Genomic DNA, 17436 nt, shown 5'->3' with positions numbered 1-17436 from the left:
CCGCTGTCTAAGCTTCCTATTTAGTCTCTTTCAGCCAGGGCATCATACCCCGCAGTTCGGCTCCGACTTCTTCAATCAAGTGTTCCCGGTTTTGTCTTTTCAAGGCATTGAAGCGAGGACGCCCTACCATGTTCTCCAGCAGCCATCCCTTGGCAAAACTGCCATCCTGAATGTCCTGCAAAGCTTCATACATGGCGTATCTTACTTCTTCCCCGATAATCTCCGGGCCCTTGGTGTAATCCCCCCATTCAGCGGTATCGCTGATGGAATAACGCATATAGCTCATGCCGCCTTCATACATCAAATCCACAATAAGCTTAAGCTCGTGCATGCACTCAAAATAGGCAATTTCCGGCTGGTAGCCCGCTTCCACCAGAGTCTCAAATCCGGCTTTTACCAGTTCAGTTACCCCACCGCAGAGAACGCATTGTTCACCAAAAAGATCGGTCTCGGTTTCTTCCTGGAAACTGGTTTCAATTACTCCGGCTCGGGTACAGCCAATTCCGCAAGCATAGGCCAGGGCCAGCTCTTTCGCCTTTCCGCTGTAATCCTGCTGCACTGCCACCAGGCCCGGAACCCCGGCACCTTTTACATACATACGGCGCACCAGGTGCCCGGGGCTTTTGGGGGCTACCATGAATACGTCCACAAAAGCCGGGGGTACAATCTGTCCAAAGTGAATATTAAAACCGTGGGAAAAGCCCAGGGCATTTCCTGCTTTAAGATAAGGCTTGATTTCCGCATCATAGACCCGGGCCTGCACTTCGTCGGGGAGCAGTATCTGGATTACATCCGCTGCTTCCGCCGCTTCCGCCACGCTCATCGGGGTTATTCCGGCGGCGATTACGGCGTTCCATTCTTTTTCGCTGGCTTCGTCAAAAGGTTTCCTAAGGCCCACTATGACATTAAGTCCACTCTCTTTAAGGTTTTGGGCCTGAGCGTGTCCCTGGGAACCAAATCCCATAACTGCTATGGTCTTTCCCTTCAGATTCTCCAAATTGGCATCTGCATCATAAAACATCCTAGCCATCAATATAACCTCCTTTAAATTTTGATTTTGCTGCAAAAAGTTAATAATATTCATTGGTTTGTATAAATATACCGCTCGCAGCGTCCTTAATAGCGACCGAAGGGAGCATCAGTTGTGCCCGACAGGGCGCTTCGCATGAGCAACACCTGCGGCTTGTCTCGCAGCTCAAGGGGTACCCGCGCTAATCTCCCGTCCTGGTCAGCAGCGCTCTCGCGACATCCTGTCGCTCGCCCCCTTTCGCCTGCTCGCCTTCGCCGGTGCAACCTTAATAGTGACATCCGAAGGATGGAACATCAGGAGTACCCGCAGGGTGCTGTATCCATGCTTCGCCAACGCTCGCTTTGTATATTTATGCAACCCTTCTGAATCAAAAGGTTTTTTGCAGTGTGAATAAGTTTTTAATTACTTGCCTCCGCGAATCATGGCAATCTTGCCGGTTCGCACCATTTCGATTATACCGAAAGCGCGGAGGGAATCCTCTATAGCTTCAATTTTTCTGGAATCTCCAGTGACTTCTATTATCAGTGAATCCCGGCCAATGTCTACTATACGGGCTCTAAATATGTCCACTATCTGTACAATCTCGGCCCGGACACTGTTGTCGGCTTTAACTTTGATTAAAACCAGTTCGCGATCAACTGATCGGGCATCGGTAAGATCATTTATTTTAATTACTTCGATAAGTTTATACAACTGCTTGGTTACTTGTTCGATTATCCTGTCATCTCCGGCGACTTCTATGGTAATGCGGGAAATCGCTGGGTTTTCTGTAGCCCCCACCGCCAGGCTCTCAATGTTGTAGCCTCTCCGGCGGAACATGGTGGTGACCCGGGTTAGGACCCCAGGACGATTTTCTACGGTAACCGCCAAGGTATGTTTCTTCATGATTAATCCCCCCCCAGCATATTCATAAGGGATCCACCTGGTGGTACCATGGGATAGACATCAGCCTCTCTCTCTACCCAGAAATCCAGAACCACCGGGCGATCCTTGACTTTAAGGGCTTCCTCCAGGGCTTCCCGGACCTGGGACGCTTCTTTGATACGCCGGCCTATGGCCCCGTAAGCTTCAGCTATTTTTACAAAGTCCGGTTGATGGCTCATATCAGTATAGGAATAACGCCCTCCATAAAATAAACCTTGCCACTGTCTAACCATACCTAAGAAATGATTGTTCAAAATACAGATAATAATAGGAAGCCGGTATTGTACTGCGGTACCTAATTCTTGTATATTCATTTGAATGCTGCCATCACCAGCGATATCTACAACCGGCAGCTCGGGACAGGCAATTTTGGCGCCGATGGCGGCCGGGAATCCATAACCCATGGTACCCAATCCCCCGGAACTTAAAAAACTGCGGGGATGCTTATAGTGATAATACTGGGCGGCCCACATCTGGTTCTGCCCTACCTCGGTACAGATAATGGCCTCCCCCTGGGTTAGAGAATAGACTTCTTCGATTACATGCTGGGGCATTATCCTTCCTTCGGAGGAATCCCCATAGCGTAAGGGATATTCCTCTTTCCAGCGGTGGATGGTTTCATGCCATTCGTTTAATTCCTCCGATTCGATTGCTTCCAGCCGCTGGTTGATAGCTGCCAGCACTTCCTTGACCTGCCCTACGATGGGGACTTCCACCTCCACATTTTTCCCAATTTCGGCAGCATCTATGTCAATATGAATCACCCGCGCATGGGGGGCAAAGGTATCAATCTTACCGGTAACCCGGTCATCGAAGCGCACCCCTACCGCTATAAGCAGGTCACACTCACCAATGGCATAATTAGCGTAACGGGTTCCGTGCATGCCCAACATCCCCAGAGAGAGATAGCTGTTGCCGGGAAATCCCCCCATCCCCATTAAGGTAGTGGTAACCGGTATTTTCCTTTTCTCCGCCAGTTCTCTCAGCTCTTCCGCCGCATTCGAAGAAATAACTCCTCCGCCAGCATAGATTACCGGGCGGCGGGCTTTTTGAATATAGTCTACGGCGGTAATCACCTGGTTGGAATTGTATCCCTTTACTACGCGATAACCCCTTATGTTAATGGCTTCTTCCGGGTACTCAAAATCTATTTCCTTTTCCATTACATCTTTAGGCAGGTCAACCACCACCGGACCGGGCCGGTTGGTACGGGCAATATAAAAGGCTTCCTTCACTATCCGAGCTAGATCCTCCGTCTTCTCCACCAGGTAATTATGTTTCGTTATAGGAAGGGTTATACCGGTTATATCCGCCTCCTGAAAGGCATCTCTACCGATTAAAGAGGTTCCAACCTGTCCGGTAAAACAGACCAGGGGGATCGAATCCATGTAGGCAGTAGCTATTCCGGTAACCAGATTGGTTGCTCCCGGACCTGAGGTTGCTATGCAAACACCTACCCGGCCAGTTGCCCGGGCATAACCATCAGCAGCATGGGCGGCTCCTTGTTCATGTCGGGAAAGGATGTGCCTGATCTCTGATTTATACAGGGCATCATAAATGGGTAAGACCGCTCCACCCGGGTAACCAAATACGGTATCCACTCCTTCCTTTTGCAAACACTGCAGTAAAATCTCGGCTCCTTTTAATTTCACCTAGCTCACCTCCGCTTTATTTTCTATAAAGTAAGACTTGCTTCAGGTGGAGTTTTAACTCCTTCTGAAGCTTAGTCGCACTTATCCAGAAACTTTGTCGCTATTACTCCCGACTATAGAGGCGGGAGTAATAGAGCGAGTTAGTCATCGGATAAAACAATAGCGGGCTTTCGATGGCCCGCTATTATTACCAATTATAATGGGTTAGTTTTTAAATACGGCCCCGGTACTGGCTGATTGTACCATCCTGGCATATCGCCTCATATATCCAGTTTTTATTCGGGGCTCCGGTACTTTCCAGAGCAGCTTCCTCTCCCCGAGAGTTCTCTCATCTACCAGAAGTTCCAGCCGGCAGGCCGGAATATTTATTCGAATAAGGTCTCCTTCCTCTACCAGGGCTATCAAGCCTCCAGCAGCAGCTTCAGGTGATACATGGCCAATGGAAGCTCCCCGGGTAGCTCCGGAAAAGCGACCATCAGTAATAAGGGCCACTTCCTTATCCAAGCCCATTCCAGCTATAGCCGAGGTTGGGGTCAGCATTTCCCTCATCCCCGGTCCCCCCTGTGGTCCTTCATAGCGGATAACTATTACATCACCGGATTTAATCCGGTTGTCCAATATGGCTTCCACCGCTTCTTCCTCGCTATTAAATACTCGGGCCGGCCCTTCGTGCTCCATCATTTCCGGAGCCACTGCCCCCTTCTTTACTACGGCTCCTTCCGGGGACAGGTTGCCGAAGAGTATAGCCAGTCCTCCGCTTTCGCTGTAGGGCTCGTGCAGAGGGCGTATTACCGAATAATCACGGACTGGTGAATGCGCGAAATTCTCGCCCGCACTGCGGCCGGTTACGCTAATACATTCCCGGTTTATCAAATCTTTTTTATCCAACTCATTAAATAAGGCTTGTATTCCACCCGCCTGGTAAAAATCCTCCACATGATGCTCCCCGGCCGGGCTGAGCTTGCAGAGGTGAGGGGTGGTTGCACTCAATTGGTTAAACATCTCCAGATCTATCTTTACCCCGCTTTCCGCCGCTATAGCCAAGAGGTGCAATACGGAATTGGTAGAACATCCTATGGCCATATCCAAACGAATCGCGTTCTGAAACGCTTCCGGGGTCATAATATCCAGGGGGCATATATTTTTCTCCCAGAGCTCCATTACTTTCATACCGGCTTGCTTGGCCAACCGGATGCGCTCGGAAAATACCGCCGGTATAGTTCCGTTTCCCGGCAGGCCCATACCCAGCGCTTCCGTGAGACAATTCATGGAATTGGCCGTAAACATGCCGGAACAAGAGCCACAGGTGGGGCAGCCGCATTCTTCCATTACCTGGAGTTCCTCCAGGCTCATGCGCCCGGCAGCCACTGCTCCTACTCCTTCAAAGAGTTGGGTTAGGCTTATCTTTTTCCCTCTAATCGTACCTGCCAGCATGGGACCGCCACTAACAAAAACGGAGGGCAAATTTAAACGGGCTGCCGCCATTAACATACCAGGAACAATCTTGTCGCAATTGGGGATAAACACCAGAGCATCAAAAGCGTGTGCTGTTGCCATTACTTCCACACTATCAGCAATCAATTCCCGACTGCCCAGGGAATACTTCATCCCTATATGATTCATGGCAATACCATCGCAAACTCCAATGGTCTGAAACTCGAACGGAGTTCCCCCGGCTATACGCACACCGGCTTTTACCGCCTCCGCAATCTTATCCAGATTAATATGCCCGGGTACTATTTCATTCCGGGAATTGACTATGCCTACCAGGGGACGCTCTATTTCCTCGTCAGTTAAGCCCAGGGCTTTGAAAAGTGAGCGATGGGGCGCTTTTTCCAGACCTTTTTTCACCTTATCGCTTTTCATGCTTTATACCTCCTCAAAAGGCTTACATAAAACTGGTGATAGTGCAGTGAAAGCTTGATTTCACCGGTTACCTGAATATTAAGGCTTCAGGTTCTTTAACGATTTCTCTAAACTGCCGCAGTAGTTTATGGAATATAGGTCCCGGTTTGCCATCAGCTATTACTCTGTCATCTACTTTTACTACGGGAATCAACTCCGCCGCTGTACCGGTTAAGAATACCTCATCCGCTACAAAAAGGTCATAGCGGGTAAAGGTGGTTTCCTGTACCTCAATGCCTTCTTTTCGAGCTATGCCAATTACTTCGTTGCGGGTTACCCCTTCCAAAAGACCCAGGTGAATGGCGGGGGTCTTTAGTATCCCGTTTTTCACCATAAAAATATTATCTCCGGTACATTCAGCTACATAGCCTTCCTGGTTAAGCAGAATGGCCTCAGGCACACCTGCCATATTGGCTTCTATTTTGGCCATAATATTATTAAGATAATTCAAGGATTTGATGCGCGGATTAACCCCTTCCGGGCCATTCCGGCGGGTAGGTACGGTAATGACATCCAGACCCTTCTCATACATCTCTTCCGGATAGATGCTTATCGAAGATGCAATACATACGACTGTGGGAACCGAGCACTTGCGGGGATCAAGACCCAAGTCGCCTTTGCCCCGGGAAACAACCACCCGGATATAAGCATCCTTTAAACCATTTTGACGGCAGCTTTCCAGGATTATCTCCGTCATTTGTTCCTTATCCACCGGAATCTCCATATTCACGGCTTTGGCTGAATCATAAAGGCGGTCAACATGATCCTTTAAGCGGAATACACTGTTATGATAGGCCCTGATTCCTTCAAATACACCGTCACCATAGAGAAAACCGTGGTCAAAAACTGATACCCTGGCCTCTTCCTCATCCACAAACTTTCCATCGAGGTAAATCTTTAATCCCATCACCAACACTCCTATTTATTATTTTATTTTAAAGTCAATACAAAAAGATAAAAACAATATCCCGGGCCATGGGGGTTAGTTATATTTAAAAAAGAATATAAAAATACCCTCTCTTCCCCACCAGGGGCGAGAGGGAACTTCCCGCGGTACCACCCTGCTTGCCACATCGGAGGATGTGGCCTCTTGCAGCATATTAATCCTAATAATGCCAGGTTTCTAACGGATACCTTCATCCGGCAACACCTACTGAGCTTACGGCCTTTCAGATAGCGACTCCGGGATGAGCACCACATGAAATTTTGTACCGGCTCTCACCTGTCCCGGCTCTCTTTCATCAAGTGATTTCATATGTCCGTTCCCTTCATTGCCAATTTGCAAGTATTTAATTATCTATAACGAGGCAAAATATGTCCCCCGCATCCTTAATAGTGAGCGAAGCGAACATCAGTTGTGCCCGCAGGGTGCTTCTTTAAGCGGTCGGGTTCCTTTTTAGAAAACAGGCGGCGGGTTCTAATCCCCCGCCTCGTTGCAGCGGTGTGTTGAAACTGCTCCGCAGTTTCTCCCGATGTTTAAAAGTATATTGAAAGTATTAGATGCTGTCAATATGCTGTTTAAATTTTCCCTTCTTTCCCTTGCTCAACTTTGCGCATATATTCCTTTAGGTTAATCCTTTTCTGTTGGCCAGGCACCAGGCCTTTTTTCTCTCGCTGTCCTATTTTCTTGAACATGGTCCACAGTAATCTTTTGCCCTCTTCGCTCTGAGAGGCTTCAAATGGACTCATTCCACTTAAGGTAGCCAGATGGGAATTATACCATTTATTAAGGTACATCTCTTTCATGGCCTTTTCCAAGTCGGGATTCTCCCTGCTAACCTCATTGGTCAAAATATCGAAGAAACCTTCTGTTTTCAGTTCCATACCATCATACTCCAGGTATTCGTAAATCTCGCTTTCCAAGTTTTTCCGGGCTTTGTTGAGGTCAAGCTCGCCAAATGCAGAAATGCTTAACCAGTTTGGACCTAAAACATACTCAGCGAAAAACGCCGGGGCACCGTTTCGATCCTCCAACTGGTAATAAACCTGGTAATCAACAGTTGTTTCAATTTCCACCAGAGATAATTCTCCCATTCTCTGCCAAACCTTCTTGTAATCCTTGACCAGGTAGTGAGCACTGATGAAACGCATGCCGTCATCAAATACCTGTTCACTCTCTTCATCAACTAAAACATCTTCAAAGTAAACATAATTACCGCCCAGATAGCGATAAGCTGTTAACAGGCTAACTTCATACTCTCCTCGATAAATAACCGGAATGCCCGAGAGAGAAATAAAGAGCTTATGGATTTCCGCTGCAGTTGATTGTTCGCGGGATATGACGACAAACTCATCACCATTAATTATCATGTCTGCAATTACCCCGGTAAAAAAAGATACCCCATGGTTAAAATTGTCTTCAAAACAGGTTAGTCGCATATGAATGCCATAAGGAAGCTCTTCCATCTCCCTTATGTTGTCTATTTTGTCGAGAACCACGAAAAACTCGTCCATGTCCGTTATTTCGTATACCCGGCAAAAGACATTGGCTTCGAGGGGATTGGTAAGGGTGGTCCTGGTTTTTGCCTGAGGCGGCAAGCTTTGAATATCTACAATAGACCAGTGGCCTGATTCTACTTTTACTAAATAAAAACAATAGGAATGCGGCTCTAGTTCGTGATCCTTTAGACCAAGAGAAGAAGCAATTACTCTGGCATGTTTCCCGGAAGCGTAAACCTCCTCAACCTGCCCTTCCAGCAGTGTTTTCCCCAGCTTTAAAAAACCATCAAATTGCTGTAAAGCTTGAGGGGCATTGCTGGCGCTTATCAAGGATAGAATATAGCTTAAATCTTGATATTTCAAAGCATAAAAGAAGCTATTTATCAGTTGTCGTGGTGTGAGCCGGGGGGATATTCTATGCAAAAGTTCTCTTTCCTGATTTTCATTAATTGCAGTGCTATGACTCAAGTATTTTTGGTATAAGAATCGACCAACCGAAGGTCGACTCATATGACGAAGATTTAGGGCAAAGGCCTGCGAAATTAAGAGAGAAGCATCTTCAAAACTTAATCCCACCATCTCTCCCAAAACTTGGCGGTCATGCTCAAACTGGGCCAAGGGCATATTTTCCACCAGGAAAAAACTGTGTAAGCCATCCGCATTAAAGGTCAGGTAAAAAGACTCAACATGAACCCCTTTTTCAGAAGCTTTCCAGGCAATATCAACGCTCAGCCTTCCGGTATGGCGGCTGCAAGTAGCGTAAGCTTTTAAAAAGGTGCCTTGGAAAAATATGGGCGGGCTAATATCCAGACCAGCCATGCTGAACTTTTCTAAAGCTCGAGCACATAGAGATTCCATTTCACTACCGTATTCCGCTTTTAACAGCTGAAAGAATTCAACTATCTCATCTTCATAAAAAGCTGACAAGCCTTCAATAACCTGAGCGCGAATATCGTAAGGGATTTCTTCGACCATTTCCAGAATAAAGAGCCGTCCTTCATTGCTGCCTGCCATTTTTTTTATCTCATCTGCCAAGTTTTTTAATATGGCCCTGGGAAAAGCTGCTTGTCTTTTCTTTTTCATGTTTCTCCTCTGTTTTGCTTTTACTAGTAATTTATCATTTTACCCTCTTCATCGCAAATAAGAATAAATGCCCGATAGTGGGTAAAAATTTAGCTTTGCATAAATACCGCATTCTGGCAAACTATAATAATTGCTTAATATTTAGGTTATGAGCAGGAAATATTTAAAAAAAATCGAATTATCAAATACCCGGTTTAGCTGCATATATGATATATTTACACAAATCTTACTTTTGTTCCATTTCCTCCATGCAGCTTACGAGCTTCCCTTGCAGGCACTAGTATGCTCCTGGCAAGGTAAATCATTTAAACAGGTGAATTTTATGCGCAGGGTTTCTATATATGAATTGGATCCGGGAATGATAGTAGCACGAGCCATATTTGACAGTGAAGAAAGGGTGCTTTTACACGCTGGAGTAGAACTCAACGAGAAATATATCCATGGCTTGCAAAAGGCAGGAGTTATGTCGGTTTATATACGAGATGAGCTTTTTGATGAATCAGATGCCGTAAGCGATATAATTTCTGAAAAGACTCGTTTAAAAGCAGTAAGAACCCTCAAGGAAAGCTTTAAGTTATTGGAAAAGAAACACCAACTTAATTTGCATGCTGTAAAAAACACTGTAGACGAAATAATTGACGAAATAATAGCTAACCCCAATACCCTGGTCAGTTTAACAGATATTCGTTCATTTGATGATTATACTTATGCCCATTCGGTAAATGTAGGTGTCCTTTCGATAATGAGTGGCATTAGTCTGAATTATGAACGAAGCCAGCTCAAGGATTTGGGTGTAGGCGCCCTGCTTCATGATATAGGCAAAATAAAGATAGACAAAAACATTCTCAATAAACCTGATGACCTGAGCCGGGAAGAATTTGCAGAAATTAAACGGCATGCAGGGCTTGGGTTTGATATTCTCAGGAAGCACAATGTTCTTTCCCTTCTTTCCGCTCACATCGCCTTTCAACATCATGAGCGCTGGGATGGGCAGGGATATCCCCGTCAACTGTCAGGTGAAGAGATACACGAATATGCCAGGATAGTAGCTGTAGCTGATGTCTATGATGCCCTGGTGGCTGACCGGCCTTATCGTCCAGCCTATTCGGTTACCCAGGCTATTAGTATCCTAAAACGAATGACGGGCCTTTTTTTGATCCACAGTGTGTTAAAGCTTTTCTAAATAATATAGCAATATATCCTCTGGGAAGCCTGCTTGAACTCAACACCGGTGAACTCTGCATAGTGATCGACATCAACCGCAAGAGTCCGGCCCAACCCGTAGTAAGAATGCTCTATGACCGGAACTGGAAATTGCTTACTCCTTACGAGCTTGATCTGTCCAAAAACCCTTCCTATCTGGTCAAGAATGTGCTTTCAGAAAGACAGATAAGGGAACTTAAAAAGAACGTCTAGCCTAAGTGCGCAGACAGCAAATCTAATTGAATAAATTTTTCTGTTTCATCACAAATTATTTTAAGGTGATGATAATGTTTGTGAAAATTATAAGTCTTTTATTAATTTTGCTGATTGGCGGTACTCTTCTATATCTTTTGGGGTTCAAAGTATTTCCTTCCTTGATGAGCAAGAGATGAGAATAATAACCTAAATAATTCTCAGCTCTTTCGCTCAAAATATCCTTAAAGGAGGGATAGATATGACTAGATATAGAACGAGCGATGGAAAAGAAGATATGCGGCAAAAATTTCACTGGTTTGGAGCTATGGCTATTCCCATTGCCTTTTTAAATGGACTTTTTTTTGGGGGATATGCTCTCCGCAAAATCAGGCAATATTGGGAAGGAGGCCCTATGGATTAACTACCTCCTTGAATAAAATAGTTCACCATCAGGTGGACTTTTTTTTGAGATTGGATAGAGTGGTGACGCGGGGACAAACCGTCCCCGCGATATACCTTTTATTTCAGTTTAAAAGTATCGGTAACTTTCTTAAGTTCGACGGCCAGTTTGTCCAATTCCTGGCTGACAGTGACAATATTTTGTACGGCAGCCAGCTGATTCTGGCTGATGGCGGTGACTTCTTCAGCAGATGCCGCTGATTCCTCAGTAGCAGCCGAGATATTCTCAATGGCCTGAGTCATTTCATCGGCTGAAGCCAGGAGTTCTTCAAAAGTAGCGGATATATCCTGAATAGCGTTGTCTATCTCAACTGCCCCCTGCTCAATCTCCCGGAAAGAATCCACACTTTCTCCCAACGATACTCCCTGTTCCCGTACTTGCTTCTCCACCTTGTCAACTTCAGCTACTGCCCGTTCCACCCCGGCTTGAACCTCGTTTATGATGGTCGCAATATTCAGAGTTGCGCTGCCGGTCTCCTCCGCCAGCTTACGCACTTCCTCTGCCACTACGGCGAAACCACGCCCGGCTTCACCGGCTCGGGCCGCTTCAATAGCGGCATTAAGGGCCAACAAATTGGTCTGGCCGGCAATATTGTTTATTACATTGATTATTTCTCCGATTTCCTGGGTTTTATTGCTCAGTTCCTCAATTACCCCGGCTACATTTACAGTGCTGTCAACGGTAAGAGCCATTTCATCCTTTTGCCGCAACATCAAGCCCGTAACCCGTCCTACTATGTTTTTGAAATTAATTGATTGTTGGGATATGCCCTCGGTAGTGCTCCCCACATTCTGCATGGCCAGCCCTACCTGCTGTACCAGTTCACTGGTCTTCTGGGCGTCTTCAGCTTCAGCCGCGGCTGCCCGGGCTACCTCTTCGGCACTGGCGCTGACCTGTTCCGAAGCCTGCCCCGTTTGCCGGGCGGTTTGCATCAGATTATCGGATACACTGGCCAGGCGCTCCGAACTTCCCGCCATCTGCTTGAGCACCGCGTTTAGATTATCATTCATATCCCGCAGCGAGTTCATCAAAAGCCCTATCTCCGAGCGATTCTTGCTCTCAATTTCTTGAGTCAGATCCCTCTGCGATAAGCGCGTGGTAATACCCACCATCCCCAGTATGGGTTTGGTCAAGCGGCCAGTAACAAACCAGACAATAATACTCAACAGCAACAAGGTAACTATCGTTACCATAATCATCTTGTGCAGCATGTTATCCAGAGGCTGGGTGACCTCGGAAACCGGAACCGTAACCGCCAGGGACCACCCGGCCAGTTCTACCGGATCATAGGCCATATACTTGGCCACGCCATCGAACTTATATTCCGCTATTCCCCTCTCCAGAGCGGTCATCCGGCTGATTATATCCTCTATTCCCTCGGCCTCATCAGATAGCTTCTTTTGCAGTATATAGTCTTTTTTGGGATGAGCCACAAAAGTAGTATCCTGGTTTATCAAATAGGCATAGCCGGTTTCTCCCACCTTAACCTGAGAAGTAATCTCTGTTACCTTCTCCGCCTTGATGGTGGCACCCAGAACCCCCACTACCTTGTCTCCCCGGTAAATGGGAACGGCAACAGGGGCCACCAGGTTACCGGTAGCTTTGGATAACACCGGGGTATCGATATTAGCCTTTCCCTCCATAGCCAGTTTGAAATAATTGCGATCATCCAGCTTAAAATCCATATGGCCAATATCGCCTACCACCGTACCATCCGGCCAGACCACATAGAGATTATCATGGTCAGCCGACATCAAGCCGCTCAGGAGAGCGGGCAAGCGCTCCGCATCCATTTTCTTTACCTCATCCAGCTTGGCCAGGGTGCTCATTTCGCTGAATTTCCCCTCTATCCAGGAATCTATTTCAGCACCCGTAGCATCGGCTATTTGGGTACAGTTCTCCTGGATCTGCTGGATCAATATATCCTTTCCGCTCCAGTAGGAAACAAAACTTTGTCCGATAGAGGCCAGAAAAAAAGCCCCCAGGATCCAAAGCAGAAAGTTAAATTTCAGACTTTGTGTAAATTTCAATTCCCCCACCCCTTTTTATCTTTCTGTAAAACTCTTTTCTCTCACCCCTTTTTAAAATTATTCGTTCCCCCGCTTTTTGTCTTTCTCTATATAAACAGCTATATAAAAAACATCGGCTTTTGGCTTTTCTCTCTTTAAAAAACTACTGCTTTATTCGACAGTGTACTCAATAATTCCTTTTTTAATGGGATATATCCAAAAAAACCCACAGATAAAAGGGGACGGAGTTGTTGACACATGCGCTGGCGCATGTGTCAACAACTCCGTCCCCCTGTCATACCTGATTCGGAACGTTCCCTACTTATCTGAGTATGAAAGTAGCAGTAACCTCTTTTAACTCTGCGGCCAGGGTCTCCAGTTCCTGGCTAACCTGTACTATATTCTGGGCCGCCGCCAGCTGGTTCTGGCTTATAGCGGTTACTTCTTCAGCCGATGCTGCCGACTCCTGAGTTACGGCAGAAATATTTTCTATAGCCTGTATAATCTCATCAGCCGAGGCTACAATTTCCTCAAAAGTAGCCGATATATCCTGAATAGAATTATCCATCTTCCCGGCTCCGCTTTCTATTTCTCTAAAGGCTCCCACACTTTCTCCCAGAGAACTTCCCTGCTCTCTGACTTGCTTCTCTACCTTTTGGACTTCTGCCACTACCCGTTCCACCCCTGCCTGCACTTCGCTTATGATGCCGCCAATATTCAGAGTAGCACTACCGGTCTCCTCCGCCAGTTTCCGGACTTCTTCCGCCACTACGGCAAAACCTCGGCCCGAGTCTCCTGCCCGGGCAGCTTCTATGGCCGCATTAAGCGCCAGGAGGTTGGTCTGCCCGGCTATATCGGTAATAACACTTATAATCTCCCCTATTTCCTGGGTTTTGTTGTTCAAATCCATTATTACCTCGGAAACATTAACCGTGCTTTCCACGGTCTGATCCATCTTCTCCTTTTGTTGCAACATTAAGCCGGTAGCCTGGGCTACTATATTTTTAAAATGTCGAGATTGCTGCGACATATCCTCCGTGGCCTGGCTTACATTCTGCATGGCCATTCCTACTTGCTGGCTTAGCTCACTGGTTTTTTGGGCGTCTTCCGCCTGGGTTGCCGCGGCCCGCGCCACTTCCTCGGCACTGGCATGTACCTGCTCGGAAGCCTTGCCGCTTTGCTCTGCATTGTTAAACAGACTATCGGCAACAGCTGCCAGTCTTTCCGCACTGGCGGCCATCTGCCCCAGGACTTGATGGAGATTATCCTTCATTTCCCCCAGGGAATTCATCAGCAGACCGATTTCCGAGGAATCATCGCTTTTTATATTTTGGGTTAAATCCCTTTGCGATAGTCGTTCGGTAATACCTACCATGGCCAGAACCGGGCGGGTAAAGTTCCCGCTTATCAACCAAATTACCAGGATGGCCAGAGCTAGAGTAACCACGGTAATCAAAATAATTTTTTGCATCATATTGTTCAAAGGTTGATTTACTTCTTTGACGGGTACAGTCACAGCCAAAGCCCATCCGGTGCTCTTAACCGGAGCATAGGCCATATATTTTCCCATTCCTTCATATTTGTAATTTACTATCCCCGACTCCCCGGCAATCATTTTCTTGCCTATGGCAGCCAGTTCTTCCCCTAGCTCGAACTGGTTGCTCTCCAGGATAAACTCGCTTTGGGGATGGGCTACAAAAGTTCCCTCCCGGTCGATCATATAGGCATAACCGGTTTCGCCGACCTTAACCTGGTTGACCACGTCAATCAATTCTTGGATTTTTAAGCTTGCTCCCAAGACCCCTACTACTTGCTGCTCCCGAACAATAGGCACTGCAATCGGTGCCACCATGTTGCCGGTAGTCTTGGAAATAATGGGAGTTCCTATATTAGCTTGACCCTTTATGGCCAGTTTAAAGTAATCCCGGTCGGCCAGTTGTGGTCTTTCTCCTCTGTCGGTTACGGTGGAGCCATCCGGCCAGATTACATATATATTGTCGTACTCAGAAGTCATAATTCCGGCTAAAGTCGCTATAATCTCCTCTTCCCGCATATTTTTCAGCAAACTGGTTTTGCTAAGGGTATCGAACTTTTCCAGCTTGCCGGCGAAATAGGTATCGATCACCTGGCTGGTTGATTCCGCTATTTGCTGGCACTTACTGGTTATTTCACTGGTTAGAACATTTTTCCCGCTCCAAAAAGAAACCAGGCTTTGGCCAATCGAGGCCAGGAAACAAAGCAGCAGTATCCCTATCAACAATTTAAACCGCAAACTATGGTAAAACTTCATTTTTAACCCCTCCTTTGCTTATTATTATCGTTATTCCATAAATATACTTGTATTCCTTTTTACTTAATGGAATGTACTATATAATATCAAAAGACATATGCTGTCAGGTACTTAAGTTCTTCTTGCCAGGCTATGGAGATAAAAGAAAAGTTACGGCTTAAGGTTTCGTTTGACCAACAATGCTGCTACTTGCTATCATTACCGGTAGGAATAACTAATTGCCTGCGGAATAATAGCCTGAATCCTGCATAAAACCTTTAAAGCATCGAAAGAAACTGCGGAGCATTTTCAACACAGCGCTGCAAGACGGTGGGGGATTAGAACCCGCCACCTGTTTTGTTAATAGGCGGCCGCTTAGCACCCTGCGGGCACCACTGATGTTCGCTTCGCTCACTATTAAAGATGCGGGGGATATATTTCACCTCGTTATAGGATGATGGCTATTGGAGGGGAGAGTATGTCCAGGGCCAGGCTGCTGGTATTAACCGGGCTATTTATGGGTCTGGCGGGTTTCTTGCTGGGTGTGGGCTTTCTTTTCCTGGTAAATGTCCCCGTAGAAGAACTGCTGACCCGGCGGGGAACTTCCCAAACCCTTATCAATATAGCTATGACCGGCATTATAATCTTGTGGGCCTTAAGCAGCGCCTGGGTTACCCGCTGCTTTTTCCGTAAAGTATTGAGCCGGGAAAAACCACCGACATCGTTTATATATCTAATCCTGGGGGTTTTGTTCTTGATGGCTGCGGTGGTTTTTTACTTTCTATTAACCACTGGAAGTCCGGTAATAGCCCGGCTTCAGGGTACAGTATCAGAACCGGGCGAACGCTATGCTTTTGGCCCTTATCCTGATAAACCTCGTTTGCGAGAGCTTAAAGCCGAGGGCTACGACGGGGTTATTTCCCTTTTAAGCCCCATGATTCCGTTTGAAAAAATACTATTAGAACAAGAGATGGAGCACGGAAAAGAAGTTGGCATCACCATATACTCCCTGCCGATGCTCCCCTGGGTAAGCGAAAATCAGGAATCCATCCAGCGGGCCATGGATTTGGCGGAACCGGGCGATAAACGCTATTATGTTCACTGTTACCTGGGCAAACACCGGGCCGATCTGATTAAACGGGTCTTGCTGGGACAGGAGCCGGAAAACAAGGAACCCCAAGAATGCATCTACAAGACCCGGCTGGAACGGGGTAAATTATATTTTTATCAGAACAGCCGCATCATAATGGGTCCTTATCCCACCGATGAAGAGTGGTTTCATCTGATTCAAAGGGGTCAATTTAAGGAAATTATTGCTGATCTCGATCCGGAAAATCCCGGGGATCTGAAATGGATAAAACGTGAAGAAAAAAATTGTCAGGAAATGGGCTTGAAATATACCATTATGCCGCTGCGGAAGCAAGGCAATGCTTACCAGGGATTGCTGGAACTGGCCCAATATATTGCCAACAGCCAGCATAAAATCTATGTACATGGATTTCTCATTACGGAAAAAAACCTTTTGCTGGATGGATTGCTGCGGGGCGGAGATTTAGAGCATATGGGCAAGGCTTTCCCCGAACGACTGCAAGGGGGAGCGGTGTTTCGCGTAAGCTACAATCTCTTTCTGGGCCCCCGGCCTGCTGCTGGAGAGATGGATAGACTTAAAAAGGCTGGTATTACCCATATGGAAGCGCTGGAATTGGACGAAAACATCTCTCCTGCCGGAGCGGCCAGCTATATTCAGGCTTGGCCAAAGACTTTGGGAGTATGCTTCTTCTATGGCTTCCCTTCCCCGGATTATTGCAGTCAGGTGGCTTCCATACTGAGCAGCCGCTGCTATGGGCTCAAGCGGGATGATATTCCAGCTTCAATCGGCGGGCATAAAGTAGATATTATTACTGAACGCCTGCTGCTGGGCCGCCAGCCTGAAGCAGCTGAATTGTGCACTCTGGCTGGGTTGGGAGTAAGAACCATAGTACAGTTGGAAGAGCCGGACCTCTCTTCTGACCAAGACCTGAATCTCATTAAACAGGCTGTTGAAGCCGAGGGACTGCGCTTTGAGCTAGTTTACCGGAGCGAAGACTACATTAACCACATAGCAAAAGAAGTACAGCGGGATGACAACCCCTGTTATGTCGTGGCAGCTCCGTTCATCCAAAACGCAGTCTTTATCGATCTTAAGTCCTGCCGGATATAACGAGATGAAATATGTCCCCCGCATCCTTAATAGTGAGCGAAGCGAACATCAGTGGTGCCCGCAGGGT

12 protein-coding genes are annotated in these 17436 nt (G+C 46.8%); 4 read left to right on the top strand and 8 right to left on the bottom strand.

What is annotated here, in order from left to right:
- Positions 1-16: 16 nt before the first annotated feature.
- From ilvC to AWB54_RS05040, 6 genes are all read right to left on the bottom strand, one after another.
- Complete coding sequence (ilvC, locus tag AWB54_RS05065) at positions 17-1030, bottom strand: ketol-acid reductoisomerase (protein WP_061213530.1); 1014 nt, start codon at positions 1028-1030, stop codon at positions 17-19.
- 402 nt (positions 1031-1432) lie between these two features.
- Positions 1433-1915 carry an acetolactate synthase small subunit gene (gene ilvN / locus AWB54_RS05060; RefSeq protein ID WP_061213529.1) on the bottom strand — a complete coding sequence of 161 codons (483 nt, stop codon included), beginning with the start codon at positions 1913-1915 and terminating at the stop codon, positions 1433-1435.
- Positions 1916-1917: 2 nt separating this feature from the next.
- Positions 1918-3606: a biosynthetic-type acetolactate synthase large subunit gene (gene ilvB / locus AWB54_RS05055; RefSeq protein WP_061213528.1), complete on the bottom strand. Its 1689-nt coding sequence runs from the start codon at positions 3604-3606 to the stop codon at positions 1918-1920.
- Between the two features lie 204 nt (positions 3607-3810).
- Entirely contained in the window at positions 3811-5472 is a 1662-nt protein-coding gene (gene ilvD, locus AWB54_RS05050; RefSeq protein WP_061213527.1) for a dihydroxy-acid dehydratase, read from the bottom strand.
- Between the two features lie 67 nt (positions 5473-5539).
- Positions 5540-6418 (bottom strand): branched-chain-amino-acid transaminase, encoded by an 879-nt coding sequence (gene ilvE / locus AWB54_RS05045; RefSeq protein WP_061213526.1) that lies wholly within the window; start codon positions 6416-6418, stop codon positions 5540-5542.
- A 611-nt stretch (positions 6419-7029) separates the two neighbouring features.
- Positions 7030-9033 (bottom strand): hypothetical protein, encoded by a 2004-nt coding sequence (locus AWB54_RS05040; RefSeq protein WP_061213525.1) that lies wholly within the window; start codon positions 9031-9033, stop codon positions 7030-7032.
- 322 nt (positions 9034-9355) lie between these two features.
- Between AWB54_RS05040 and AWB54_RS05035 the strand changes: the two genes are divergently transcribed.
- From AWB54_RS05035 to AWB54_RS15870, 3 genes are all read left to right on the top strand, one after another.
- Positions 9356-10216, top strand: coding sequence for an HD-GYP domain-containing protein (locus AWB54_RS05035; protein ID WP_061213524.1), 861 nt, complete (start codon positions 9356-9358; stop codon positions 10214-10216).
- A 62-nt stretch (positions 10217-10278) separates the two neighbouring features.
- Positions 10279-10449 carry a hypothetical protein gene (locus AWB54_RS16240; protein WP_235811095.1) on the top strand — a complete coding sequence of 57 codons (171 nt, stop codon included), beginning with the start codon at positions 10279-10281 and terminating at the stop codon, positions 10447-10449.
- 241 nt (positions 10450-10690) lie between these two features.
- On the top strand, positions 10691-10852 hold the full coding sequence (locus AWB54_RS15870) for a hypothetical protein (protein ID WP_155814225.1): 162 nt from the start codon (positions 10691-10693) through the stop codon (positions 10850-10852).
- Positions 10853-10950: 98 nt separating this feature from the next.
- On the opposite strand, the gene AWB54_RS05030 is transcribed toward AWB54_RS15870, so the two are convergent.
- Entirely contained in the window at positions 10951-12930 is a 1980-nt protein-coding gene (locus AWB54_RS05030) for a methyl-accepting chemotaxis protein (protein WP_235811094.1), read from the bottom strand.
- A 292-nt stretch (positions 12931-13222) separates the two neighbouring features.
- Positions 13223-15190: a methyl-accepting chemotaxis protein gene (locus AWB54_RS05025; protein WP_061213522.1), complete on the bottom strand. Its 1968-nt coding sequence runs from the start codon at positions 15188-15190 to the stop codon at positions 13223-13225.
- Positions 15191-15647: 457 nt separating this feature from the next.
- Between AWB54_RS05025 and AWB54_RS05020 the strand changes: the two genes are divergently transcribed.
- The gene (locus AWB54_RS05020; protein ID WP_061213521.1) at positions 15648-17369 is read left to right on the top strand and encodes a protein-tyrosine phosphatase family protein; all 1722 of its coding nucleotides are present in this window, start codon (positions 15648-15650) and stop codon (positions 17367-17369) included.
- Positions 17370-17436 lie beyond the last annotated feature (67 nt).

Origin of the sequence: Syntrophomonas wolfei subsp. methylbutyratica, from assembly GCF_001570625.1 — a bacterium.
GTDB classification, from domain to species: domain Bacteria; phylum Bacillota; class Syntrophomonadia; order Syntrophomonadales; family Syntrophomonadaceae; genus Syntrophomonas; species Syntrophomonas methylbutyratica.
Note: the sequence above shows the minus strand (reverse complement) of the source record. Positions and strands in the feature narration are given on the sequence as shown.